The organism is Pseudomonas sp. GV071 (genome assembly GCF_003050835.1).
Taxonomy (GTDB): Bacteria; Pseudomonadota; Gammaproteobacteria; order Pseudomonadales; family Pseudomonadaceae; genus Aquipseudomonas.
In genome coordinates, this window is the sequence record NZ_QAOJ01000005.1 from 214,125 (window position 1) to 238,552 (window position 24,428).

Sequence of the window (24,428 nt, forward strand, 5' to 3'; positions counted from 1 at the left end):
TCGATCTATCGCTTCTGCCTGGAGTTCCGCCTTTGGATGCCACCGCCATCAATAGCCTGTTCCTGATCGGCGCATTGCTGGTGGGCGCGAGCATTCTGGTGAGCTCGCTTTCTTCGCGTCTGGGCATCCCTATTCTGGTGATCATCCTCGCGGTCGGCATGATCGCCGGCGTCGATGGCCCTGGCGGTATCGGCTTCAGCAACTACCCCCTTTCTTACCTCGTGGGCAACCTGGCCCTGGCAGTGATCCTGCTGGACGGCGGCTTGCGCACCCGGGTGTCCAGTTTCCGCGTGGCGCTGTCGCCGGCGCTGTCGATGGCCACGGTGGGCGTACTGATCACCACCGGCCTGACCGGCATGGCCGCCGCCTGGCTGTTCAACCTCAACCTGATGCAGGGCCTGCTGGTCGGCGCCATCGTTGGCTCCACCGACGCCGCGGCAGTGTTCTCGCTGCTGGGCGGCAAGGGCCTGAACGAGCGGGTAAACGCTACCCTGGAAATCGAGTCCGGTAGCAACGACCCCATGGCAGTGTTTCTCACCGTTACCTTGATCGACATGCTGGCCAGCGGTCAGGACGAATTCGGCTTCGGCCTGTTGCTGCACCTGCTGCGTGAATTCGGCATCGGCGCAGTGGTTGGCCTGGGCGGCGGCTGGGTAATTCTCAAGCTGGTCAACCGCATTCACCTGGCCCACGGCCTGTACCCGTTGCTGGTGGTCAGTGGCGGTCTGCTGACCTTCGCCCTGACCAACGCCCTGCATGGCAGCGGCATTCTCGCCGTGTACCTGTGCGGCCTGGTGCTGGGCAACAAGGCCATTCGCTCGCGCCACGGCATTCTGCACATGCTCGACGGCCTGGCCTGGCTGGCGCAGATCGGCATGTTCCTGGTCCTCGGCCTATTGGTCACGCCCCATGACCTGCTGCCCATCGCCCTGCCGGCGCTGGCCCTGGCACTGTGGATGATCCTGATCGCGCGGCCGCTGTCGGTGGCCGTCGGCCTGTTTCCGTTCAAGGCCTTCCATGACCGGGAAAAAGTCTTTATCGCCTGGGTCGGCCTGCGCGGGGCGGTGCCGATCATTCTCGCGGTGTTCCCGCTGATGGCCGGCCTGGAACACGCGCAGCTGTACTTCAACCTGGCGTTCTTTATCGTGCTGGTCTCCCTCGTGGTGCAGGGCACCAGCCTGCCGTGGGTGGCCAAGTGGCTGCGGGTGACCGTACCGCCGGAGCCGGCGCCGATTTCCCGCGCAGGCCTGGAAGTGCACCCCACCAGCCAGTGGGAGCTGTTCGTCTACCGTCTTGGCGCGGAAAAATGGTGCATCGGCGCCGCCCTGCGCGAGCTGAACATGCCCGAGGGCACGCGCATCGCCGCACTGTTCCGCGGCACCGAGCTGCTCCACCCATCCGGTAGTACCACCCTGGAAGCCGGCGACATGCTCTGCGTGGTCGGCCACGAACACGACCTGCCGGCCCTCGGCAAACTGTTCAGCCAGGCGCCAAAACGCGGCCTGGATCTGCGTTTCTTCGGCGACTTCGTGCTCGAAGGCGATGCAGAACTCAGCGCCATTGCCGCGCTGTACGGGCTCAAGGTCGGCGATGTCGACGGCACGATGCCGCTGGGCCGCTTCATCTCTCACGAGATCGGCGGCGAGCCGGTTATTGGCGACCAGGTGGAGTGGAATGGCCTGACCTGGACAGTTGCCGCCATGGAAGGGAACAAGATCCGCAAGGTCGGCGTCAAATTCCCCGAAGGCAGCCGCCCCGGCCCTGGCTTGTTCCTCTAAACTGCTCGCTTCCCGAGCCGCACGATTGGCGACCATGTCTCTGTTCCCGTATTCGCTCCGTTCCCGATTTATCAGCAAATGGGTTACGGCCAGCCTGCTTGGCCTTGCCCTTATTGTTCCGTCACTGCACGCCGCCGAGCCACCGGCCAGCGCCGATGTGCAGCGCAACCTGGATGGCCTGGCCGCGCGCAAGCTGGCCGAAACCGACGCCGCCAACATCAAGCAGATGCTGGAAAATACCCTGGCCCTGCTGGCGGAAAAAAGCAGTGCCGAAACCAGCCTGACCCAGCTCAAGCAGAAACTCGCTGAAGCGCCGAAGCTCACCGCCGACAACCAGCGCGAACTGACCAAGCTCAAAGCCAGCCAACCCGAGTCGTTCCGCCAGCGCTACGGTGCGCTGACCATTCCGCAGCTGGAACAGAAACTCACCGACCTCAGCACCCAGCTCAGCGACTGGCAAAAAGCCCTGGCCGAGGCCAATAGCGACATCCTCACTGCGCAAACCCGGCCGGAGCGCGCGCAAGCGGAAATCAGCAGCGGCCAGACCCGCGTGCAGGAAATCGGCAACCTGCTCAAGGTTGGCAAGGAAGCCAACAAGCCGCTGATTCCCGAGCGCCGCGATCAGTTGAATGCCGAGCAAGCGGCGCTGACCGCCAAAATTGCCCTGCGCCGCGCCGAACTGGCGGGCAACAACCTGCTGCAGGACCTGGGCAATGGCCAGCGCGACCTGCTGGTGGAGCGCATCGCCCGCGCCGAACAGAACAGCAACGACCTGCAAACCCTGATCAGCGAAAAACGCCGGGCGCAGTCGGAAAAGACCCTGGTAGAACTCTCCAAGGAAGCGCAGAACGCCGGCTCCGACAGTGTGGTGGCGCTGGAAAGCGCGCAGAACCTCAAGCTCTCCGACTACCTGCTGCGGGCCACCGACCGCCTCAATGACCTGACCAAAGAGAACCTGCTGACCAAACAGCAGCTGGACAGCGTCAACCAGGCCGACCAGTCCCTGGAAGAACAGATCAACGTACTCAAAGGCAGCCTGCTGCTGTCGAAGATCCTCTACCAGCAGAAGCAATCGCTGCCACACCTGTCGATGAACAAGGACCTGGCCGACGAGATTGCCGACATCCGCCTGTACCAGTTCAACCTCGACCAGAGCCGCGACCAGTACAGCAGCCCGCAAGCCTACGTCGACAGCCTGCTGGCCCAGCAACCGGCCGAGCAGGTGACCCCGGAACTGCGCCGCACCCTGCTCGACCTGGCCAACACCCGCAGTGAATTGCTCGAACGCCTGAGCCGCGAACTCAACGCCCTGCTCAATGAATCGATCACCCTGCAGCTCAACCAGAAGCAACTGCAAGCCACTGCCAAGGCCCTGCGCGCCACGCTGGAAGAACAGATGTTCTGGATTCCCAGCAACAAGCCGCTGGACCTGTCCTGGGTGCGCGTTGCCCCGCGTTATCTGGAAAGCCAGATGTCCGATCTGCCCTGGGGCGCCGGCCTCAAGCAACTGATCGAAGCCCTCGGTGAACGGCCGTGGTTCTTCCTGCCGCTGGCCTTGGTCAGCGGCCTGCTGATCTGGCAGCGCAGCACCATCTACCGCAAGCTCGGCGAGCTGCATGACGACATCGGTCATTACAAGCGCGACAGCCAGTTGCACACGCCCCTGGCGCTGCTGCTGAATATTCTTCTGGCCCTGCCGGTGTCGCTGCTGCTGGCCCTTGGCGGCCTGGCGTTGCGCGCCGACGCCCGCGGGCAGAACGCCGCGCTGGGTCTGGCGCTGCTGGAAATGGCCCAGGCCTGGCTGGTGTTCTACACCCTGTACCGGATTCTCGCCCCCGGTGGCGTGGCCGAACTGCACTTCCGCTGGCCCCGTGCGCAAGTGGATTTCCTTAGCAAAAAAGTTCGCAACCTCGGCCTGGTGGTGATGGCACTGGTCGCGGTGGTGAGCGTCGCCGAGCAGCAACCGGCGGCCCTGGCCGAAGACGTGATCGGCATCGTCATCGTCCTCACCTGCTTCTGCCTGATGACCTGGTTGCTAGGCAAACTGCTGCTGGGCGAACAGCTGCGCGAACATGCTTCACCGTTCCGCCTGGTGGTGGGCGCCGCGTTCACCCTGCTGCCATTCGCGCTGATCATCGCGGTGGGGTTCGGCTACTACTACACCTCGCTGAAGCTTACCGACCGACTGATCAACACCCTCTACCTGCTGATCGTCTGGCTGATTATCGAGGCCACCTTCGTCCGTGGTCTGGCGGTTGCCGCAAGGCGCCTGGCCTATGCCCGCGCCCTGGCCAAACGCCAGGCGCAGGCCAAGGAAAATGTCGACGGCGATGAAGTGCCGGTGGAAAGCCCGACCCTGGATATCGACCAGGTCAACCAGCAGTCCCTGCGCCTGATCCGTCTGGCGTTGCTGGCCGGTTTCATTGGCTGCCTGTACTGGGTGTGGGCCGACCTGATCAGCGTGTTCGCGTACCTCGACAACGTCACCCTCTACCAATACGCCTCCGGCACCGGCGCCACCGCCACCCAGGTGCCGATCAGCCTGATGGACGTGCTTGGGGCGCTGCTGATCATCGGCGTCACCATTGCCCTGGCGAACAACCTGCCGGGTTTGCTGGAAGTGTTGGTGCTGTCGCGCCTGTCGCTGGCGCAAGGCAGCGCGTATGCCACCACCACGCTGCTGTCTTACGCGATTGCCGGCATCGGTATCGTCAGCACCCTGTCGACCCTCGGGGTCAGTTGGGACAAGCTGCAATGGCTGGTGGCCGCGCTGTCGGTAGGTATCGGTTTCGGCATGCAGGCGATCTTCGCCAACTTCATTTCCGGGATCATTCTGCTGTTCGAGCGCCCGGTACGGATCGGCGACCTGGTGACCATCGGCACGGTGACCGGCACCGTCAACCGGATCCGCATTCGCGCCACGCACATCACCGATGGCGACCGCAAAGCGGTAATCGTGCCGAACCAAACCATCCTCACCAGCCAGTTGATCAACTGGACGCTGACCGACACCATCACCCGCATCGTGCTGACCTTCAATGTGCAGCGCGGCACCGACCTGGAGCTGGTGCGCAAGTTGATGATGCAGGCCACCCAGGAAAACTCCCGCGTGCTGCGCGACCCGGCACCGACGGTGCAACTGACCTCCTATGGCGCCAGCACCCTGGACCACGAACTGAAGATCTATGTGCGCGAACTGGGCGACCGTGGCCCGGCCACCGATGAGCTGAACCGGCGCATCGACCAGTTGTTCCGCGCCAACGACATCAACTCCAGCAGCACGCCGAAGATGGAAATTTTCCTCGCCAATCGGGATGGGCAGGAGCAGAAGTTGTCCACAGAGCTCCAATCCGAAACACCGGCCCCGTAGGGTGTGCTCCGCGCACCATAAACACCGCTTGGTGCCATGCTGCGCACAGCACGCCCTACGAGATCAAAAGCCCATGGGACACCGCCGTTGAAAACCCTCGCCGATTTGACCTTCGATAACCGCTTCGCCCGCCTGGGCGATGCGTTTTCCACCGAGGTGCTGCCCGAGCCCATCGACGAGCCGCGTCTGGTGGTTGCCAGCCCGGCGGCCATGGCCTTGCTCGACCTTGATCCAAACGAGGCCGAGCAACAGGTGTTCGCCGAGATCTTCGCCGGCCACAAACTCTGGGAAAGCGCCGAGCCGCGGGCGATGGTGTATTCCGGCCACCAGTTCGGCTCCTACAACCCTCGCCTGGGCGATGGCCGTGGCCTGCTGCTGGGCGAAGTGGTGAACGACGCCGGCGAGCATTGGGACCTGCACCTCAAAGGCGCCGGGCAAACACCCTACTCGCGCATGGGCGATGGCCGCGCGGTGCTGCGTTCTTCCATCCGTGAGTTTCTCGCCTCCGAAGCGCTGCATGCCCTAGGCATTCCCAGCAGCCGCGCGCTGTGCGTCACCGGTTCAACCACGCCGGTATGGCGGGAGAAAAAGGAAAGCGCGGCCATGGTCCTGCGCCTGGCGCCCAGCCACGTGCGCTTCGGCCACTTCGAATACTTCTATTACACCAAGCAGGAAGAACAGCTTAAAACCCTCGGCGAACACGTGTTGCACAACCACTTTGCGCAGTGCCTGGAACAGCCCGAACCGTACCTGGCCATGTTCCGCGAAGTGCTGGAACGCAACGCCGAAATGATCGCCTACTGGCAGGCCTACGGCTTCTGCCACGGGGTGATGAACACCGACAACATGTCGATTCTGGGCATCACCTTCGACTACGGCCCGTTCGCCTTCCTCGACGACTTTGACGCACGGTTTATCTGCAACCACTCCGACGACGCCGGCCGCTATTCCTTCAGCAACCAGGTGCCGATTGCCCACTGGAACCTGTCGGCCCTGGCCCAGGCGCTGACGCCCTTTATCAGCGTGGAAGCGCTACGGGAAACGCTGAACCTGTTCCTGCCGTTGTACCAGGCGCATTACGTCGACCTGATGCGCAAACGCCTGGGTTTGTTTGAAGCCGATGAGCAGGACGAAAAGCTGATCGAACGCCTGCTGCAACTGATGCAGGCCAGCCCGGTGGACTACACACGGTTCTTCCGCGAACTCGGCGACAGCGCGCCGACCGATGCACTCAAGCGTTTGCGCGATGACTTTATCGATCTGGCCGGTTTTGACGCCTGGGCCGAGGATTATCTGGCGCGTTGCGGCGACCTCGACCCGGCCGAGCGGCGCGCGCGTATGCATGCGGTCAACCCGAAATACATCCTGCGCAATTACCTGGCGCAGCAGGCTATCGAGGCGGCGGAGAAAGGTGACTACAGCGAAGTGCGGCTGTTGCATGCGGTGCTGAGCAAGCCGTTTGATGAGCAGCCCGGCATGGAACGGTTCGCCGAACGCCCACCGGAGTGGGGCAAACATTTAGAGATTAGCTGCTCGTCCTGAGCAACCACTCAAGCCCCATCTGCACATGCAGGTGGGCGCTATCGAGCAACGGCAGCGGCGATTCACAGCCCTCCAGCAACAAACCAATTTCGGTACAGCCGAGAATCGCCGCTTCGGCGCCTTGCGCTTTCAGGCGCGTCAGACAGTCCAGGTAGTAGCGCTTGGAGTCTTCGGGAAATTGCCCCAGGCACAGCTGCTGAAAAATGATCCGGTCGATTTCGGCTTGTTCATCCAGCGGCGGCACCCGCACCTCGATGCCGTACCCCGCAATCAACCGCTCGCGGTAGAAGGCTTCCTGCATGGTGAAGCGGGTGCCGAGCAACGCGGCCTTGTTCACTCCCTCGGTTTTTAACGCCTGGCCTACCGCATCGCCGATATGCAGCAGGGGAATGCTCACTGCTGCTTCGATGGCGGGCGCCACCTTGTGCATGGTGTTGGTGGCCAGCAGCAATGCGGTGGCGCCGGCTTGTTGCAGGCCATGGGCGGCTTGGGCGAGGACTTCGCCGGCACCTTGCCAGTCGCCGCTTTTCTGCATCGCGGCGATCTGCGCGAAGTCCACCGAATGCAGCAGCAGGGGCGCGGAATGCAGACCGCCCAATTGATCGCGCACGCCTTCGTTGAGCAGACGGTAATAGGTGACCGTCGACTCCCAACTCATACCGCCCAGAACGCCCAGGGTGCGCATTGTTTTTGCTCCTCCAATCGAGAGTGAAGCCTAGCCCGTTGGTTGTGGGCGACACAGGCACAGACAGGGTCCATGGCGCAGGTACAGTCCAGAGCATCGCGGCTAAAGCCGCTCCTACAATGTGTGCAGGCCCGTAGGAGCGGCTTTGGTTGCGATGCTCTTGATCCTTTCAAATAACTCAGGAGCATATAAACCTGCCCAATGAGTCTTAGACTCTCTAAGCAAAGCTCTCTATCGTTGCGCCACCGAACGGCTAACCGCTCGCCCCGCTCAAGGCTCCGCTGTAGATGAAAATCCGCGAACTCGATTACACCACCAGCCCGATCAATACCGAACACCAGGCACTGGGCTTGCCGCCGGTCGAAGACTACGTTTCCCACCCCGCCAATCACCCTGTGCTGCGTATCGCCATGTGGCTGGCGGTGGCCATTCTGTTGAGCCTGTTAGGTGTGCTGGCCTGGCGCCTGTTCTTCGGCAATAACCAAAGCAGCGGCCTGGAAATTATCGAAGAGGCGCTGCACAGCCGGCTGTTCTGGAGCGCCGTGGCCGTGGGCTTTTTTGCTCAGGCCATTGATGGTGCATTGGGCATGGCCTATGGCATCACCGCCACCACCTTTCTGCTCAGCGCCGGGGCCACGCCTGCCGCTGCGAGCGCCAGCGTGCATATCGCCGAGGTTTTCACCACCGGCCTTTCCGGCATCTCCCATGTCAAACTCGGCAACGTCAACAAGGCGCTGTTTTTGCGCCTGCTGATTCCCGGCATGATCGGTGCGGTGCTCGGCGCGGTGATCATTACCCAGTTCGACGGCAAGGTGCTCAAGCCGTTTATCTCGGCTTACCTGCTGATCATGGGCCTGTACATCCTGCGCAAGGCGTTTCTACATGTGGTGCAAAAGCGCGAGCCCAAACATATCGCCAAGCTGGCGCTGTTCGGCGGCTTTGTGGATGCCGCCGGCGGCGGTGGCTGGGGCCCGGTGGTGACCACCACGCTGATCGGCTCGGGCAGCGACCCACGTACCACCATCGGTTCGGTGAACTTCGCCGAGTTCTTCCTGACCATCGCCAGCGCCACCTCGTTCATCCTCCTGGCCGGCCAGCCCAGCACCTGGCAGTTGGTCGCGGGCCTGGTATTCGGCGGCCTGTTCGCCGCGCCGTTCGCCGCGCTGTTGTGCAAAAAGCTGCATGCGAAAACCCTGCTGATGATGATCGGCAGCCTGATCACCCTGATCAGCGCCTACAACATCTATATGGCCCTCACCGCTTGAAAGCCGGGCATGGCGGCTCCAAATAGGCCTTACTGCCTCTGGAGCTGACCATGTCCGAATCCTTCGTAATTCCCTGCCCACACTGCAACGGCCTTAACCGTATTCCCACCGACCGCCTTGGCGACAGCCCGCGCTGCGGCAAGTGCAAAGAAGGCGTGTTGCAGAACAAGCCCTTCGACCTTACCCAAGCCAGCTACGCCAGCCAGATCAAAGGCGACCTGCCCTTGCTGGTGGATGTCTGGGCCAGTTGGTGCGGCCCCTGCCAGGCCTTTGCGCCGACCTTCCAGCAAGCGGCCGGGCAGCTCCTGGGCCGTGCGCGGTTGGCCAAGCTCGACAGCGAGGCCAATCAGCAGCTGTCGGCGCAACTGAATATCCGCTCGATCCCCAGCTTGCTGCTGTTCAAGAACGGCAAGGAAGTGGCCCGACAAAGTGGCGCGATGCCGTTGCCGCAGTTGCTGGCGTGGCTTAAGACCCAAGGGGTCTGAGGCGTCACTTTTGGTCAGGCGGCGCGAGCATTAAGGTCATTGCCGGAACCTCACTAAAGACTAGTCTGGCCCTTCAATAACAAGAAGGAGCCCGCCATGGCATTTCCCCTCGAAATCGCCCGTCAACTCACCGAAGAACAGATCGCCTTCGTCAAACGCAGCGGCCTCAAGGCCGAGGTGCTCGAGCCCGGTTTTGTCCAACTGCTGATGCCGCTGACCGGCAACCAGAACCACATCGGCAGCATGTATGCCGGCGCGCTGTTCACCCTCGCTGAAATCCCCGGCGGCGCGCTGTTTCTCACCAGCTTCGATGTGCAGCGTTTCTACCCCGTGATCAAAGAAATGAACCTGCGTTTTCGCCGCCCGGCGACGGGGGATATTCGTGTGGAGGCGCGGCTGACTGCGGATGAGATCGAGCGCTTGCAGGGTGAGGCCAACGAAACCGGCAAGGCGGAATATGTGCTGGAGCTGAAGTTGGTGAATGGCAGTGGCGAGGTGGTGGCGCAGAGTCGTGGGGTCTACCAACTGCGCAAGCACACGTAGGCTGGGGGGCCGCCTAGGCGAGCGTAGCGAACCCCATCGGCGATTTATGCCCAGACCGCGATGGGTTTCGGCTTCGCCTCTACCCATCCTACGGACTGCTGTACGACCAAAAAAAGCGCAAAAAAAACGGCACCGCCCGGGGGGCGATGCCGCGCTCTTACGGGGAAGAGAATCACGGAGTTGCTACATCCTGCCAACACGATCAATTGTGTCAGCAGGGGTTAGATCACTTTTCGATGATTGCAGTCACACCCTGGCCGCCGGCGGCACAAATCGAGATCAGACCGCGACCGCTTTCAGCCACCGATAGCAGCTTGGCCAGGTTGGCGACAATGCGCCCACCGGTGGCGGCAAATGGGTGCCCGGCCGCCAGCGAGCTGCCTTTGACGTTCATCTTGGCGCGGTCAATCGAGCCCAGTGCCCCGTCCAAACCCAGGCGGGTTTTGCAGTATTCGGGGTCTTCCCAGGCCTTGAGGGTGCACAAAACCTGAGCGGCGAAGGCTTCGTGAATTTCGTAGTAGTCGAAATCCTGCAGGCTCAGGCCGTTGCGTTTGAGCAGGCGGGGTACGGCGTACACAGGGGCCATCAACAGGCCTTCCTTGCCGTTGACGAAGTCCACCGCTGCCGCTTCGCCGTCGCGGAAGTAGGCCAGAATCGGCAAGCCGCGGGCCTTGGCCCATTCCTCGCTGGCCAACAGCACCACCGAGGCGCCGTCGGTGAGGGGCGTGGAGTTGGCGGCGGTCATGGTGCCGCGCGGGCCTTTTTCGAATACCGGTTTGAGGGTGGCAAGTTTCTCCAGGCTGATGTCCGGGCGCAGGTTCTGGTCGCGGGTCAGGCCCAGATACGGGGTGAGCAAGTCGTCCAGCCAACCTTCGGCGTAGGCGGCGGCGAGTTTCTGGTGGCTGGCGACCGCCAGTTGGTCCTGCTCATCGCGGGGGATCGACCAGGTCTGCGCCATCAATTCGCAGTGCTCGCCCATCGACAACCCCGTACGCGGCTCGCCATTGCGCGGAATATGCGGGGCCAGGTGGCGTGGGCGGATCTGCAGCAGCGCCTTGATCTTGTCGCCGGTGCTTTTGCTGCGGTTGGCTTGCAGAAGAATTTTGCGCAGGCCTTCATTGACGCCGATAGGCGCGTCGGAGGTGGTGTCGACGCCGCCGGCAATGGCGCTGTCGATCTGCCCCAGGGCAATCTTGTTGGCCACCAAAATCGCGGCTTCCAGGCCGGTGCCGCAGGCTTGTTGAATATCGTAGGCCGGGGTTTCCGGAGCCAGACGCGAGCCGAGCACGCACTCGCGGGTCAGGTTGAAGTCACGCGAGTGCTTGAGCACCGCGCCAGCCACCACTTCGCCAATGATTTCGCCATGCAGCTTGTAGCGCTCGATCAGGCCTTCCAGGGCAGCGGTGAGCATCTCCTGGTTGCTGGTGGTGGCATACACGGTGTTGGAGCGGGCGAAGGGAATACGGTTGCCGCCAACTATGGCGACCCGGCGCAGCTGGGTCATGTGAGACTCCTTAGAGGGTACGTGGTCACAAGACTAGCTTGCCAGATGCTGCTCGCATTGGCCGCCTTGCCAACGCTGCAAGCGGCACGGTCAATTGCGCTTGCTGTCGGTCTGCGTAGAGTGGGCCTACATTTGACTCTCCTGCTGGAGCCTTCTGCCATGTCCGATCGTTACCTGAACTTTGCCAACTCGCCCACTGGCCGCCGCCTGGTCGGCGCCCTCGGCCTGCCCTCGCCGGTGCGCCTGGAGCGCTGGACCGCCGGGCGCATGCGGCCGGTCGAGGGCGCGCTGTTGATCAGTGGCGGGGTGTTGGCCGAAGCGGCCAGTGCCTGCCTCAACCGCCTCACCGACCAGGCCTTTGCCAGCGAAGACGGGCTGTTCGGTCTGAGCCGCTGGACGGCCGAGCACGGCCCCAAACTCAAGGCGCTGATTTTCGATGCCAGTGGCATCAGCAGCGCCGAAGAACTCAAACAGTTGCGCGAATTTTTCCAGCCGGCGCTCAAGGGCCTGGACCTGTGCCCGCATGTTGTGGTGCTGGGCCGCGCGCCGGAGTCGCTGAAAGACCCGTTCGCTGCCAGCGCGCAACGCTCCCTGGAAGGTTTTACCCGCTCCCTGGGTAAGGAAATCCGCCGCGGCGGCACCGTGCAATTGCTTTATGTGGGCAAGGGCGCGGAAGACCAACTGGAAGGCGCCCTGCGCTTTTTCCTCTCGCCGAAAAGCGCCTACGTGTCCGGGCAAGTGGTGCGCCTGGCCGCCAGCCCGACCCAGGTGAATGACTGGAGCCGGCCACTGGGCGGCAAGGTCGCGTTGGTCACTGGCGCCAGCCGCGGCATCGGCGCCTCCATTGCCGAAACCCTGGCCCGTGATGGTGCCAGCGTGGTGCTGCTGGATGTACCACCGATGAAAGAAGCCCTCGATGCCCTGGCCGCACGCTTGGGTGGCCGCAGTGTGGCCCTGGATATCTGCGCGCCGGATGCCTCAGAACAACTGCTGGCCGCCCTGCCTGATGGCGTCGATATCGTCGTGCACAACGCCGGCATCACCCGCGACAAGACCCTGGCGAAGATGAGCGAGGCGCTGTGGGATTCGGTGATCGATGTGAACCTGCGCGCCCCGGAGATTCTCACCAAAGCCCTGCTCGACGCCGGCAAGCTGCGCGATGACGGGCGTGTGGTGCTACTCGCTTCCATCAGCGGCATCGCCGGCAACCTGGGCCAGAGCAACTACGCGGTGAGCAAGGCTGGCCTGATCGGCCTGGCCAATGCCTGGGCACCGGCCCTGGGCAAACGTGGCATCAGCATCAACGCGGTGGCGCCGGGCTTTATCGAAACGCAGATGACCGCGGCCATTCCGCTGACCATTCGTGAGGCCGGCCGACGCATGAGTTCGATGGGGCAAGGGGGCTTGCCACAGGATGTGGCCGAAACCGTGGCCTGGTTTGCCCAGCCCACCAGTGGCGCGGTGACGGGGCAGGTGTTGCGAGTGTGTGGGCAGAGTTTGCTCGGCGCTTAAAATCAAGGGCATCGCGGCTGAAGCCGCTCCTACGGGTATGCACAATCCGTAGGAGCGGCTTCAGCCGCGATGCTTTTTAATTACAGCCGGAAACTGCCCATCTGCTTGCCCAGATCATCCGCCAGGCCCAGCAAGGTTTTGCAGTCCTGCCGGCAGGCCTGCACTTCATCCGAGGTGGCGTGAGCCAGGTCAGCAATGCCTTGCACGTTGCGGTTGATCTCTTCGGTCACCGACGACTGCTCCTCAGTCGCCGCCGCCACCTGGGTGTTCATGTCGCTGATGCGTTCGATCTGCGCGGTGATCGAGCCTAACGACTCACCTGTGCGCTGGCTCGACTGCACACCATCACCCGTCGCCGCCTGCCCGGCCTGCATCGAGCTGACCGCTGTTTGCGCGCCGGTTTTCAAGCGCTGGATCATCTGCTGAATCTCGCCGGTGGACGCCTGGGTACGGCTGGCCAGGGTGCGCACCTCATCCGCCACCACGGCAAAACCACGGCCCATTTCCCCGGCACGTGCCGCTTCGATGGCGGCGTTCAGGGCCAGCAGGTTGGTCTGTTCGGAAATGCCGCGAATCACCGACAGCACCTGGTCGATCGAGGCCACTTCGTTGGCCAGTTCGCCCACCGCGCCAGAGGCTTCGCCGATGTCGTCGGACATTTTCTCGATCTGCTTGATTGAGCCACCCACCACCTGCCGCGCCTGTACCGCTTCGTCGCGAGCGCTCTGCGAGGTGCTGGCCGCGCTGCTGGCGTTGCGGGCGATTTCTTGCACGGTGAGGCCCATCTCGTGCACGGCGGTGGCAACCATATCGGTCATTTCATGCTGGCGCCCGGCACGTCCGGCGGTGTTTTCCACCACCGTGGCAACCTGGCCGACGGCAGTACGCAGCTTGACGCTGGTGCCCAGCACGGCACTGATCAGGTCGCGCTGGCTGCCAATAAAGCGGTTGAAACCACGGGCCAGATCACCCAGCTCGTCCTGGCGCGATTCGTCCAGGCGACGGGTCAGGTCACCGCCGCCGCCGCCGATTTCCACCAGCGCATCGGTCACCTGCTTGATCGGCTTGACCAGACCGCGAGCCAGCAACACCACCAGGCCGAGGGAGAACAACGCCACCAGCAAACCGATCAGGCTGCTGGTGATCAGCGCCTGGTTGGCCTCGGCGTAGATTTCCGCTTCCGGCACTTCGCTGACCAGCAGCCAGCCCAGGGTTTTCAGCGGTTGCGCCAAGGCCAGGTAGTCTTCGCCGTCACGTTGAAAGTGCACGGCCTTGCCGTTGTCCACCAGCAGCTTGGCGGCGGCATCCTTGCCCAGCAGGTCGCTGAGTTGGCGGGTGTCGTTGTATTCGGATTGCGGGTGAATCTTCACTTTGCCATCGGCGCTGACCAGAAAAATCCGCCCGCTCTTGCCGAAGTGGAAGTTGCGCACCAGGTCGGACATCGCCTGCAGGCCGAACCCCAACCCGGCCAGGCCGATGGTTTTGCCGTTGGCGGTGATGCGCTGATTGATAAACAGCGTCGGCTGGTTGGTGGATTTGTCGGTATCGATCTGCACCGCGCGGGTGTCGCTGCCGTCGACAAAATTGTAGAACCAGCCGTTTTCCGCCGGGCCGCGAGTGAGCGTGCGGTCCAGGCCTTTTTCGGTGAAATAGTTTCCGCTACCGGCAGCGACAATAAACGTGGTCAGGGCTTTTTGCTGGGTTTGCACGCCCTTCAGATAACGCACGAAGGCGGCCTGCTGACTGGCCTCCTCACCCGTGGAAAGCCATTCCTGAACCATGCTGTTCTCGGCGATACCGCGGGCGGCGGTCAGGGGTTCGGTGAGAATCCGTTCAAGGTCATTGCCAATGGCGGAGACGCTGGCCGGCAAGGCCTGTTCGACCAACGCCTTCTCCGCAAGGCGATTGACCACGGCGGCATAGATGCCGACAACAATCAGAATGCTGGCCAGCAGGGCGGCGCCCATGCTGAGGATCAACTGCCACTGAATACTGCGTTGCCAGAGGCGCATGGGAAGTACCTGTATGAGCTTGGGGGGGTGGGAGAAACGGCAGCAGATTGTATACAGATCGTCCGACAATCCGATCAGAAAATTACCCGGTCATGACGACAGGTTCTGTTCTTATCGACCAACGACATATCTAGCTTTAGCCGTTATTCCACGCTCCCGCCAACCGCTCGTCAGGGACGCTGGCTGCGCTGCCCCTGCTCCAGCACCCACGGCACCAGCTGAGCGCTCAGGCTGTTGCTGGCCTGACCGAAGGCGCGCACCACGTCGGCGACCTGTTCGCTGCTGGCGGCCTGCTGCACATCGAAGCGCCGCGCGGCGAGGATTTTGCGGCTGGCGCTGTCCACCAGCTGCACGTCCAGGCGCACCACCACCTGCACCTGGCCGTTCAGGTACTCGCCCTGGAACGCACGCAAGTCGCTAACCAGCACCAGATCGGCCTGCAGTTGCGCATCGTCGCTGCTCAGGGCATGGATGCGGCCGTCCGCCTGAAAGCCATCGAGCAAACGGTTGCGCAGCAGCACCGGACCGTTGTCGCTCCAGCGCGCGCCTTTGTAGTTACTGATCACGCTGCCTTCCGGCACCACAGCGATGCGCGGGCTATCGAGGGCCATGATCGCCTGCGGTTTGGCTACCCGCAGCGACCAGCTCACTGACGTGGCATTGCTGGCGGCAGTCGCTGGTGCCGACGGCAGCAGGTAGACGTTGCTCGGCTCGCCCTTGGGCAGAATCGAACAGGCGCTCAGCAGGCTCAGCAGACCCAGGGTCAGCAGGGGACGATGGGCATGCTTGATCATGGTTGGAACTCCTTGTTCTTCTCACCGCCGAGCAGGTAGCCGGCCGGGTCTTCCTGCAGGCGGCGGGTGATGGCGCGCAGGCTGCTGAGGGTTTCACGCAACTCGCCTACCGCCGGGCCAATGGCACTCAGGCCCTGGGCGCCGGCATTCAGCGAGTCGCGGTTTTCATTGAGCAGGCGCTCGATGCTCTGGCTGGCGCGGTCCAGCGCGGCCATGGCGTCGCGGGCACTGTTGAGGGCGTCTTTGCCTTGCTGGTCGAGCAGGTTGTTGGCGCTGGCCATGACCTTGCTGCTTTGCGCCAGGGTCTCGCTGGCCTGGCGCGAGGCGGCGGCCAGTTGCTTGACGATGGTGCGCATGTCTTCGCGCTCTTCAGCCACGGTGCCGGTCACCTGGTCGAAGTGGTCCAGGGTGCGGCTGATGCGCGCGACGTTTTCCGGCGACACCAACGCATTCGCGCTGGCGGCCAGCTTGTTGATATTGGTCAGCAGGTCTTCACCGCTGGTCAGCAGCGCGGTGATCGGCGATTTGTCGGCGACGATCACCGGCACCTTGCCGGTCTTGCTCACCAACAGCGGGCTTTCCGGCGAGCCGCTGTGCATCTGGATAAACGAGCCGCCAGTGATACCCACCAGGGACAGCTTGGCGTGGGTGTCCTGCTTCACCGGGGTGTCGGCCGCCACGCGAATGCGCGCGCGCACTTTGCGCGGGTCTTTGGGGTCGAGCTTGAGGGCGATCACCTCGCCGACCTTGATGCCGCTGTACTGCACCGTACTGCCCGGCGACAGACCGTTCACCGCCTCGTAAAAGACGATGTCGTAGAGGGCGAATTCGCGGTCGGCCGTGGACTTGGCCAGCCACAGCCCGAACAGCAGCGCAGCGGCCACCGCCAGCACCGTGAACAGGCCGATCAGCACGTGATGGGCGCGGGTTTCCATATCAGTTGTTCTCCGTCAGACGGGCGCTGGCTTGCAGCGCGGCACGGCCACGGGGGCCATGAAAATAGTCGTGAACCCAGGCGTCTTTAGTCGCCGCCACCGTGTTCAGATCACCGGCCACCAGCACGCGCTTTTGCGACAGCACCGCCACCCGGTCGCAGATGGTGTAGAGCGTGTCGAGGTCGTGGGTGACCAGAAACACAGTGAGGCCGAGGGCATCGCGCAGGGTCAGAATCAGTTGATCGAAGGCCGCCGCGCTGATCGGGTCGAGGCCGGCGGTGGGCTCATCGAGAAACACGATCTCCGGGTCCAGGGCCAAGGCTCGTGCCAGGGCCGCGCGCTTGATCATGCCGCCGGACAACGAGTCGGGGTATTTGTAGGCCGCGGTTTCCGGCAGGCCGGCCAGGGCCAGTTTTACCACCGCCAGGCCTTCGGCTTCTTCGCGGCTGAGGCCGGCGTGTTCCACCAACGGCAGGGCGATGTTTTCCAGCACGGTGAGCGAGGAAAACAACGCGCCGGACTGGAACAGCACACCGAACCGGCGCTCCACCCGCGAGCGTTTGTCCGCCGACAGGCTCAGCAGGTTTTCGCCGAACACTTTCACGCTGCCGGCGGTGGGCCGCTGCAGGCCGACGATGGAGCGCAGCAGCACCGACTTGCCGGTGCCCGAGCCGCCGACAATGCCGAGAATTTCGCCGCGCATGACGTCCAGGTCCAGATGCTGGTGCACCACCTGCGTGCCGAAGGCGTTGGTGAGGTCACGGACCTCGATGATCGCGTCACTCACCAGCCCATCTCCATAAAGAACATCGCCGCCAGGGCATCCAGCAGAATCACCACGAAGATCGACTGCACCACCGCCGAAGTGGTGTGTTCACCCACCGACTGCGCGCTGCCGCTGACCTTGAAGCCTTCCAGGCAACCGATCACGGCAATCAGAAAGGCAAACAGCGGCGCCTTGCACAGGCCCACCAGCAGGTGTTTGACCTCGATGGTCTGCAGGATGGTGAGGTACATGGTCGGCGAAATATTCAGCACCAGCAGGCACACCACGGCGCCACCGAGAATGCCGGAGAGCATCGCCAGAAAGGTCAGGATCGGCAGCGACACCAGCAGCGCCAACACCCGCGGCAGCACCAGCAACTCGATGGGGTTGAGGCCCAGGGTGCGAATCGCATCGACCTCTTCATTGGCCTTCATCGAACCGATCTGCGCGGTAAAGGCACTGGCGGTGCGGCCGGCCATGAGGATGGCGGTGAGCAGCACGCCGAACTCGCGCAGAAAGGCGAAGGCCACCAGGTTGACCGTGTAGATGGTGGCGCCGAAGTTGGCCAGCACCGTGGCCCCGAGAAACGCCACCACGGCGCCGACCATAAAGGTCAGCAGCACCACGATGGGCACGGCGTCGAGGCCGGTCTGTTCGATGTTTGCCACCAGCGAGGTGACCCGCCAGCGGCGCGGGCGGAACAGGCCGCCGATGAGGGTTTCCAGCACCAGGCCGATAAAGCCCAGCAGCGCCGCCACCCGCGCCCACAGGCTGGCGACAAAATCACCGATATGCGCCAGCACATCGGCGAGGCCGGTGCGCGCTTTGGGTTTTTCTGGCTGGCAGTATTCACGCAGGGCGCTGCCCACTGAATTGAGCAAAGCTTGGCGCGCAGGGGTCAGGCTGGGCTCGCTGGCGGCCAGGTCGATCAGGCGCTCGGCGCCGAGCAGGTCGGCGAGCAAGGCGGCGCCGGAGGTGTCCAGGCCCTGCAACTCGGCCAGTTGCACGCGGGTGGTGCCGTCCAGCTGCGGGCGCATGCGGGCGACGTCACGGGTCAGTTGGCTGTAGTGAGCTAAGGTCCAGTCACCGCTGACGAGCAACTGCGCGGGCGTTACGGCGGTGTCCAAACGTAAGGCGGCTGAAGTCATAAAAAACGGCTTACTCATCCTGGGTGGCCGGTAGCGTAGCAAGGGCAGGTTACATCACCTGCATCTTCAGGTGTTTCTTGCTGTTTAGAGCTTCAGCCGCGATGTTCGCCATGCACAATGCTTTATGGAACCGCCGGCCGCTGCGCTTGCCCAATCAGAACATCACCCGAGGACAAAGCATGCAGGTAGAAGGATTCTTCGATTGGCTCGGCCATGCGCTGGGCACGGTAATCCGCTTTATCGTCGATGGCCTGAGTGGCTTGTTGCACCTGATCGGCAACGCCGGGCGGCAGTTCCTGCACGGCCTGTCCAGCGCGCTGGGCATTACCCCGTCGTTGCTGAGCATCGTCGCGTTGGTGATTGGCTTGCTGTTTCTCTATAGCGCCGTGCGCGCATTTATGCGCCGCTCGGTGGTGCTGGGGATCATCTGGCTGCTGCTGGGTTTGTGGCTGATCAGTCTATTGATCGGTTAAGCCGCAACACTTGCACGTTTGTGTCGCCTTCTGCATTTGCAAGCCAGCACTCAACTGCGAAGCTACGCACCATGAGCCCGGCGTTCCCGGGCAATGAACAGATGTAGAGGGCCCAGCATGCACATCAGCTCCCACTTCGACAGCGGCAATATCGAAGTCCATGACCTCAGCAACCCGCAGCACCCGTTGCTGGCCATGCGCAAGGACCTCAACAGCCCGCACTATCAGTGGTTCCACTTCAAGGCCGAAGACCTCACGCCCGGCCAGCGCTACGACTTCAGCATCACCAATGCCGGCGGCTCGGCCTACCACTGGGCCTGGAGCGGCTACAACGCGGCCGCCTCCTACGACCAGAAAACCTGGTTCCGGGTGCCCAGCACCTATGCCGACGGCACCCTGAGTTTTGGCCTGGAGGTGGAGCAGGCGCAGATCTGGTTTGCGTACTTCGAACCCTACAGCCGCGAGCGCCACGACTGGCTGATCGACCAGGCGCTGTTCAAGGCTGACGCCGAACTGTTTGCCTGTGGCAAAAGCATCGAGGGTCGTGACATCCAGTTGCTGCGCATCAGCCGTAACCCGCACGCCCAAAGCAAGGTGTGGATCATCGCCCAGCAGCACCCCGGCGAGCACATGGCCGAGTGGTTTATGGAAGGCTTGATCGAGCGCCTGAAACTGCGCGATGACGCCGAGCTGGATGCCTTGCTGAGCAAGGCCGATCTGTATCTGGTGCCAAACGCCAACCCCGATGGCGCGTACCGCGGCCACCTGCGCACCAACGCCGCCGGCAAGGACCTGAACCGCGCCTGGCAGTCAGCCAATGAAGCAGAATCGCCCGAGGTGTTTTTCATTCAGCAGCAGATGCGCAAAGTCGGCGTCGACCTGTTTCTGGATATCCATGGCGACGAAGAAATCCCCCATGTGTTCACCGCCGCCTGCGAAGGCAACCCCGGCTACACGCCGCGCATCGCTACCTTGGAAAACCACTTCCGCCAACGCCTGGTGGCGAACGGCGCGGAATTCCAGACCCGCTACGGCTACCCGCGCAGCGAACCCGGCAAGGCCAACATGACCCTGGCCTGCAATGCGGTGGGAGAAGAGTTCGACTGCCTGGCGTTCACCATCGAAATGCCGTTCAAAGACCACGACGACAGCCCCAACCCGCAGACCGGCTGGGATGGCAAACGCTCGAAGCAATTGGCCAAAGATGTGCTGAGCGTGACGGCCAGCATGGTGGATGAGTTGCGCTGAGCGTTGCCTGTAAGAGCGGGCTTAACGCATCGAGCTCAACCAGCCACTGTGCGGCACACACTGATCACCCTTGCAGGTGATCGACGCCACGGGCTCCCCCTGGCGCGCCAGCTCCACCCGGATGGCCGCTGCCGCGTAAAGCGCGCAGACCATCAGCAGGCCAAAGGCGATCAGGTACTTTCTTGTTTTTATGGTCATGGCTACATCCTCGCGGAACATACCGTTCCTTGAGCGTAGGCCACTGAGCGCCAACCTGATCGACCGTTGAGCCATATTCAGCAGCTGTATAAGCCGCTATGGCGCCCTGCTTAGAAGTCTGCCTTGAGTGTCAGCGTGTAGTTACGCGGCTCGCCAAAGTGGCTCTCCGAGGCCAAGTGGCCGACGGTGGAGTAGTAGCGTTTGTCGAACAGGTTGTTGCCGTTGACGAAGGCGCTGAAGTGCTCGTTGAAGCGGTAACCGACCCGCGCATTCCAGATCGCGTAACCCGGCTGAACGATGTCACCGGCACCGAAGTTGCTGTTCCAGTTTTCGCTCTGGATCGAGCCACCCGCCCCCACACTCACCGCACGCCAGTCCCCCGGCAATTGGTAATCCGCCCACAGGCGCAGCATGTGCCGTGGGGTGTAGCTGTTGAAGGTGCTGCCCTCTTCGGCGTTGTCCTTGAGGTAGGTGGTACTGGTGTAGGTGTAGCCGGCGAACAGCTGCAAATCGCTCAGCACCTCTCCGCTGATTTCCGCCTCGAAGCCTTCGGCGCGCACTTCACCGCCCGCCGTGGCGAAGTCATTTTCGTCGTACTGGGCGCGGTTCTCCTGGTCGATGCGGAAGATCGCGAAGCTGGTGTTGACCCGGCCATCGAGCAACTCACCCTTAAGGCCCAGCTCGTAGTTGCTGCCGACGATGGGTTTGATCGTTTGCTTGTCTTCAGTGAGGTCAGTCTGCGGCTGGAAGATATCCGCATAGCTGACATAGGCCGACCACTGCTCGTTGAGGGCGTAGATCAACCCGGCATAGGGCGTTACCACGCCGGTTTCCTTGACCTTGGACGGAGTGGTTTCACCGGTCAGCACGCTGGTGGAATCGAAGGTCGAGGTGTAGTGGCTGACCCGACCACCGAGCACGGCGGTCAGCGGGTCGGCGAGTTTGTAGCGGACCACGCCATACACGCCGTTCTGGCGGATACGGCCATCGGTATAAGCCGAATATGGCAGGTTCAGCAGGGTATTTTCGCTCGGTTCTGGCGGCGACACCGGGTGGTAGATATTCGGCACAAACAGCGGAATGGTGTAGTTGCCCGCCATCAGGTCATCGTTTTTCAGGTCGTTGGCGCTGGCGCCGACTATCACCTCATGCTCACGCTCGAAGGCGCGCCACTTGCCGGTGAGGTTGATGTCGATGGCTTTGTTGGTGTTCTCGAAGTCATACAGGTAGGAGCGGGCATTGAGGCCGTTGCCGGTGGTTTCATTCACCGCGCCTCGGCTGAAGGCGTAGAGCATGTCGTTGGTTTCACGCACATAGCTGCCGGCCACTTTCAGGCGCCAGTCGGCGTTGAAGTCGTGGGTCAGGTCGCTGAAGTAGGTGACTTGCTTGTTGTTCCACTTGTTCCAGTCGGCGCCGTAGAAGGTCGAGCGGCTGGCGCTGGTGCCACTGCCGTCCTGGTTGCGCGGTAGACCGCCGAAGAACGGCGTGGACTTCAGGTCTTCGACGCTGGCGCCCACCGCCAGCACAGTGGCCGGGGTGAACTCGTATTCGAGGATGCCGTAGAGCACGTTCTTGCGGCTTTCAGCAGTGTCGTAGAAGTAGTCGCGGTCTTCGTGACCGGCAACCACCCGGGCACGCAGGGCGCCATCAGCGGTCAGCGGCGAGCTGGCGTCGATACTCTGCCGGTAGGTGTCCCAGGAGCCGGCGCTGGCGGTCAGCGCTACCGCAGGCTCTGCTTTCGGCCGTTTGCGCACCAGGTTGATCGCCGCGCCCGGGCCACCGGAACCCTGCAGCAGGCCATTGGCGCCACGCAGCAATTCGACCCGGTCGTAGATCAGGGTGTCGGCGACAAAGCTGTTGCCGCGGGTGTAGAAGCGGCGGTTCATGGCCACGCCATCGTATTGGTAGGTGTCCACTTCGAAGCCGCGCGAATACACGTACTTGCCGCCGGACGGGCTCTGGAAGGTGGTCACCCCGGTGCTTTGCTCAAGCACCTCATCGAGGGTGTTGAGGTTCTGGTCATCCATGCGCTGGCGGGTGATCACGCTGACCGACTGCGGAATGTCCTTCAAGGCGTGCTCGCCTTTGCCCATCGTCACCACATTCGAGGTGTAGGAGTGGCTGCCCTCGGTGGTGGCGCTGCCCAGCTGCGAGGTGACATTGGTGGCGTCCAGCTCCAGCGCACCAGCAGCGGGTGCGGGCACCAGGGCGTAGCTGCCGTTGCTTTGCTGCTTGGCTTGCAGGCCGCTGCCGACCAACAGCGCGGCAAAACCGCCGGCCACCGTGTAGCGCCCTTGCAGGCCAGGCGACTGGCGTCCTTTGAGCAGCGCTGCGTCAAACGACAGCGCCACCCCGGCGCTGCTGGCAAAGCGGCTGAGGGTTTCCGCCAGAGGCCCGGCGGCGATATCGAATGGGCGCTGGGCCTGGTTGTCGTAGGTGGCACTGGCCGAGTCGGCGGCCTGGGCCGGTAGCAGCGCGGCACTGGTCGACAGCAGCACCACGTGGATGGCCAAGGCCAGTGGACGGCGTCCGTAGTTTCCCTTCTTCACTGTGAGTTCCCCCGATTGCAGTGGCCAAGTGGGCCGGTAATGCAGAGGGAGCCGAAACAGCTGCGGAAAAAGTGCAAAGCGTTCGCAACTATTTTTTTCAGCGCGGCACCACAGTGACCCAGAAGCGCGTGCGACTGACCACCTGCAGGTTGAAGCTGCTTTCCAGGGCGGCCAGCGCCAGGTCGGTATTGTCGATGGGAAAGGCGCCGGAGATTTTCATCTGCGCCACTGCCGGGTCACAGCGCAGCACGCCATGGCGGTAGCGCGAGAGCTCGGCCAGTAGCTCGACCAAAGGTTTGTCGATGGCAATTACGCTGCCCTGCTGCCAGGCGCCAACATCAGCGTCGTTGGCGCGCACCGCGTCATAGCCCGAGGCGTCGAAATGCACCTGCTGCCCGGCCTCCAGACGTTGCGGGCGCACCGCACCCAAGGGGCTGACTTCCACCGCCTTTTCCAGCACCGCGACATCGCTGCCCTGGCCAGAGGTACGTACGGTGAAACGGGTACCCAGCGCCAGCACGCGGCCATGTGGCGTGTCGACCTGGAACGGCCGGCCGAGCGGGTCGGCGCCAGTGCTGACGAGAATTTCACCGCTGCGCAGGGTCAGCAGGCGCTGCTGCTTGTCGAAGCGCACATCCACGGCGCTGTCGGTGTTGAGCAGCAGCAGGCTGCCATCGGCCAGAGTAAGTTTTTTCCGTTCACCAACCGCCGTGTGCAGATCGGCGCGCCAGGCCATTGCCGGATCGCTGCGCCAGGCGGCAACGCCGAGCGTACCGACGGAAGCCAATACCACCAGATTGCGCACCACTTGCCGGCGCGATTGCACCACGCCCTGCAAGGCTGGCGCGGCGATACGCCCAGGCACCCGCGCCAATTGCGCGCTGACCGCCTCAATGCGCTGCCAGGCCAGTTGGTGCAGCGGGTCGGCGGTAACCCAGTGATCCCAGGCGCGTTGATCGGCTTCGCTGTGGGCGCCGGATGACAGCCGCGCGTACCAATTGGCCGCCGCGCGGATGGCGGCCATTTCGGCGGGCGTCACCTCGCTCATAACAAGCGCCCTTGCAGCAGACAGCAGTGCGCCATGGCCTTGGCCATGTAGTTATTCACTGAGCGCAGGGAGATACCCAGGCGCTGGGCGATGTCGGGATAGGGCATGCCTTCGAACTGCGAAAGGATGAAGGTTTGCTTCACCTTCGCCCCCAAGCCATCGAGCATGCGGTCGATCTCCAGCAGCGCCTCGAGCAGAATCGCCTGCTCTTCGAGCGACGGCTGCTCGGCCTCCGGCACGCAGGCCAGGGCGTCGAGGTAGGACTGCTCCAGCGAGCGGCGGCGGAACAGGTCAACCAGCAAGCCTTTGGCGATGGTCGACAGGTAATGCCGAGGTTCGCGGATTTCGCTGGCCGAGCGGGCTTTGAGCACCCGCACGAAGGTGTCCTGCGCCAGGTCCGCGGCATCGAACGAATTACCCAGACGCTTGCGCAGCCAGCCTTGCAACCAACCATGGTGGTCGCAGTACAGGCTGTGCACGGCGGAGCGCAGGAGCGGATCGTCGGCGGGCATGATGCGGAACGCCTATCAAATGAGAATTCATTTCATTATCAGAGAAGCCCACACGGTTTTG

20 protein-coding genes and 1 pseudogene are annotated in these 24,428 nt (G+C 63.0%); 9 read left to right on the forward strand and 12 right to left on the reverse strand.

The features are described from left to right. The first annotated feature begins 32 nt into the window (after positions 1-32). The 3 genes from C8K61_RS11480 (at position 33) to selO (ending at position 6,690) form a co-directional block, all read left to right on the forward strand. Entirely contained in the window at positions 33-1,778 is a 1,746-nt protein-coding gene (locus tag C8K61_RS11480; RefSeq protein ID WP_108096395.1) for a potassium/proton antiporter, read from the forward strand. 34 nt (positions 1,779-1,812) lie between these two features. Continuing rightward, on the forward strand, positions 1,813-5,148 hold the full coding sequence (gene mscK / locus C8K61_RS11485) for a mechanosensitive channel MscK (RefSeq protein ID WP_108096396.1): 3,336 nt from the start codon (positions 1,813-1,815) through the stop codon (positions 5,146-5,148). A gap of 87 nt (positions 5,149-5,235) precedes the next feature. Beyond that, on the forward strand, positions 5,236-6,690 hold the full coding sequence (gene selO / locus C8K61_RS11490; RefSeq protein WP_108096397.1) for a protein adenylyltransferase SelO: 1,455 nt from the start codon (positions 5,236-5,238) through the stop codon (positions 6,688-6,690). On the opposite strand, the gene C8K61_RS11495 is transcribed toward selO, so the two are convergent. Further along, positions 6,674-7,375: an aspartate/glutamate racemase family protein gene (locus C8K61_RS11495; protein ID WP_108096398.1), complete on the reverse strand. Its 702-nt coding sequence runs from the start codon at positions 7,373-7,375 to the stop codon at positions 6,674-6,676. The genes selO and C8K61_RS11495 overlap by 17 nt on opposite strands. 287 nt (positions 7,376-7,662) lie before the next feature. On the opposite strand from C8K61_RS11495, the gene C8K61_RS11500 reads away from it, so the two are divergent. The 3 genes from C8K61_RS11500 (at position 7,663) to C8K61_RS11510 (ending at position 9,668) form a co-directional block, all read left to right on the forward strand. Beyond that, positions 7,663-8,640 carry a sulfite exporter TauE/SafE family protein gene (locus C8K61_RS11500; protein ID WP_108096399.1) on the forward strand — a complete coding sequence of 326 codons (978 nt, stop codon included), beginning with the start codon at positions 7,663-7,665 and terminating at the stop codon, positions 8,638-8,640. A gap of 50 nt (positions 8,641-8,690) precedes the next feature. Further along, a complete protein-coding gene (trxC, locus tag C8K61_RS11505; RefSeq protein ID WP_108096400.1) occupies positions 8,691-9,125 on the forward strand; it encodes a thioredoxin TrxC in 435 nt (144 codons plus the stop codon). Between the two features lie 96 nt (positions 9,126-9,221). Then, positions 9,222-9,668 carry a PaaI family thioesterase gene (locus C8K61_RS11510; protein WP_108096401.1) on the forward strand — a complete coding sequence of 149 codons (447 nt, stop codon included), beginning with the start codon at positions 9,222-9,224 and terminating at the stop codon, positions 9,666-9,668. 226 nt (positions 9,669-9,894) lie between these two features. Here C8K61_RS11510 and C8K61_RS11515 read toward each other — a convergent pair whose 3' ends face one another. Then, entirely contained in the window at positions 9,895-11,172 is a 1,278-nt protein-coding gene (locus C8K61_RS11515) for an acetyl-CoA C-acetyltransferase (RefSeq protein WP_108096402.1), read from the reverse strand. Between the two features lie 159 nt (positions 11,173-11,331). On the opposite strand from C8K61_RS11515, the gene C8K61_RS11520 reads away from it, so the two are divergent. Further along, complete coding sequence (locus C8K61_RS11520; protein WP_108096403.1) at positions 11,332-12,684, forward strand: 3-oxoacyl-ACP reductase; 1,353 nt, start codon at positions 11,332-11,334, stop codon at positions 12,682-12,684. A gap of 80 nt (positions 12,685-12,764) precedes the next feature. On the opposite strand, the gene C8K61_RS27220 is transcribed toward C8K61_RS11520, so the two are convergent. The 6 genes and pseudogenes from C8K61_RS27220 to C8K61_RS11545 all read right to left on the reverse strand — a co-directional run bounded on the left by C8K61_RS27220 (position 12,765) and on the right by C8K61_RS11545 (position 18,339). Next, positions 12,765-13,502, reverse strand: coding sequence for a methyl-accepting chemotaxis protein (locus C8K61_RS27220; protein ID WP_371919990.1), 738 nt, complete (start codon positions 13,500-13,502; stop codon positions 12,765-12,767). 126 nt (positions 13,503-13,628) lie between these two features. Further along, a pseudogene (locus C8K61_RS27225) lies at positions 13,629-14,696 on the reverse strand (cache domain-containing protein); the annotation flags it as partial. A gap of 170 nt (positions 14,697-14,866) precedes the next feature. Continuing rightward, the gene (locus C8K61_RS11530; RefSeq protein ID WP_108096405.1) at positions 14,867-15,490 is read right to left on the reverse strand and encodes an ABC-type transport auxiliary lipoprotein family protein; all 624 of its coding nucleotides are present in this window, start codon (positions 15,488-15,490) and stop codon (positions 14,867-14,869) included. After that, positions 15,487-16,425, reverse strand: a complete 939-nt coding sequence (locus C8K61_RS11535; RefSeq protein WP_108096406.1) for an MlaD family protein — start codon at positions 16,423-16,425, stop codon at positions 15,487-15,489. The genes C8K61_RS11530 and C8K61_RS11535 overlap by 4 nt, the downstream gene beginning before the upstream one ends. Position 16,426: 1 nt before the next feature. Further along, positions 16,427-17,215: an ABC transporter ATP-binding protein gene (locus C8K61_RS11540; RefSeq protein WP_256589414.1), complete on the reverse strand. Its 789-nt coding sequence runs from the start codon at positions 17,213-17,215 to the stop codon at positions 16,427-16,429. Next, positions 17,209-18,339, reverse strand: coding sequence for an ABC transporter permease (locus tag C8K61_RS11545; RefSeq protein WP_108096408.1), 1,131 nt, complete (start codon positions 18,337-18,339; stop codon positions 17,209-17,211). Before C8K61_RS11545 ends, C8K61_RS11540 begins: the two co-directional genes overlap by 7 nt. 179 nt (positions 18,340-18,518) lie before the next feature. Here C8K61_RS11545 and C8K61_RS11550 point away from each other — a divergent pair, with 179 nt between their 5' ends. Together C8K61_RS11550 and C8K61_RS11555 are read left to right on the forward strand one after the other, a co-directional pair. Beyond that, a complete protein-coding gene (locus C8K61_RS11550) occupies positions 18,519-18,812 on the forward strand; it encodes a hypothetical protein (protein ID WP_108096557.1) in 294 nt (97 codons plus the stop codon). A 117-nt stretch (positions 18,813-18,929) separates the two neighbouring features. Next, the gene (locus C8K61_RS11555) at positions 18,930-20,060 is read left to right on the forward strand and encodes a M14-type cytosolic carboxypeptidase (RefSeq protein ID WP_108096409.1); all 1,131 of its coding nucleotides are present in this window, start codon (positions 18,930-18,932) and stop codon (positions 20,058-20,060) included. A 21-nt stretch (positions 20,061-20,081) separates the two neighbouring features. On the opposite strand, the gene C8K61_RS26830 is transcribed toward C8K61_RS11555, so the two are convergent. The 4 genes from C8K61_RS26830 to C8K61_RS11575 form a co-directional block, all read right to left on the reverse strand. Further along, on the reverse strand, positions 20,082-20,258 hold the full coding sequence (locus C8K61_RS26830) for a hypothetical protein (RefSeq protein WP_178086448.1): 177 nt from the start codon (positions 20,256-20,258) through the stop codon (positions 20,082-20,084). Between the two features lie 110 nt (positions 20,259-20,368). After that, on the reverse strand, positions 20,369-22,807 hold the full coding sequence (locus tag C8K61_RS11565; RefSeq protein WP_108096411.1) for a TonB-dependent receptor: 2,439 nt from the start codon (positions 22,805-22,807) through the stop codon (positions 20,369-20,371). 97 nt (positions 22,808-22,904) lie between these two features. Then, complete coding sequence (locus C8K61_RS11570) at positions 22,905-23,855, reverse strand: FecR domain-containing protein (protein WP_108096412.1); 951 nt, start codon at positions 23,853-23,855, stop codon at positions 22,905-22,907. Next, the gene (locus C8K61_RS11575) at positions 23,852-24,367 is read right to left on the reverse strand and encodes a sigma-70 family RNA polymerase sigma factor (protein ID WP_108096413.1); all 516 of its coding nucleotides are present in this window, start codon (positions 24,365-24,367) and stop codon (positions 23,852-23,854) included. Before C8K61_RS11575 ends, C8K61_RS11570 begins: the two co-directional genes overlap by 4 nt. Positions 24,368-24,428 lie beyond the last annotated feature (61 nt).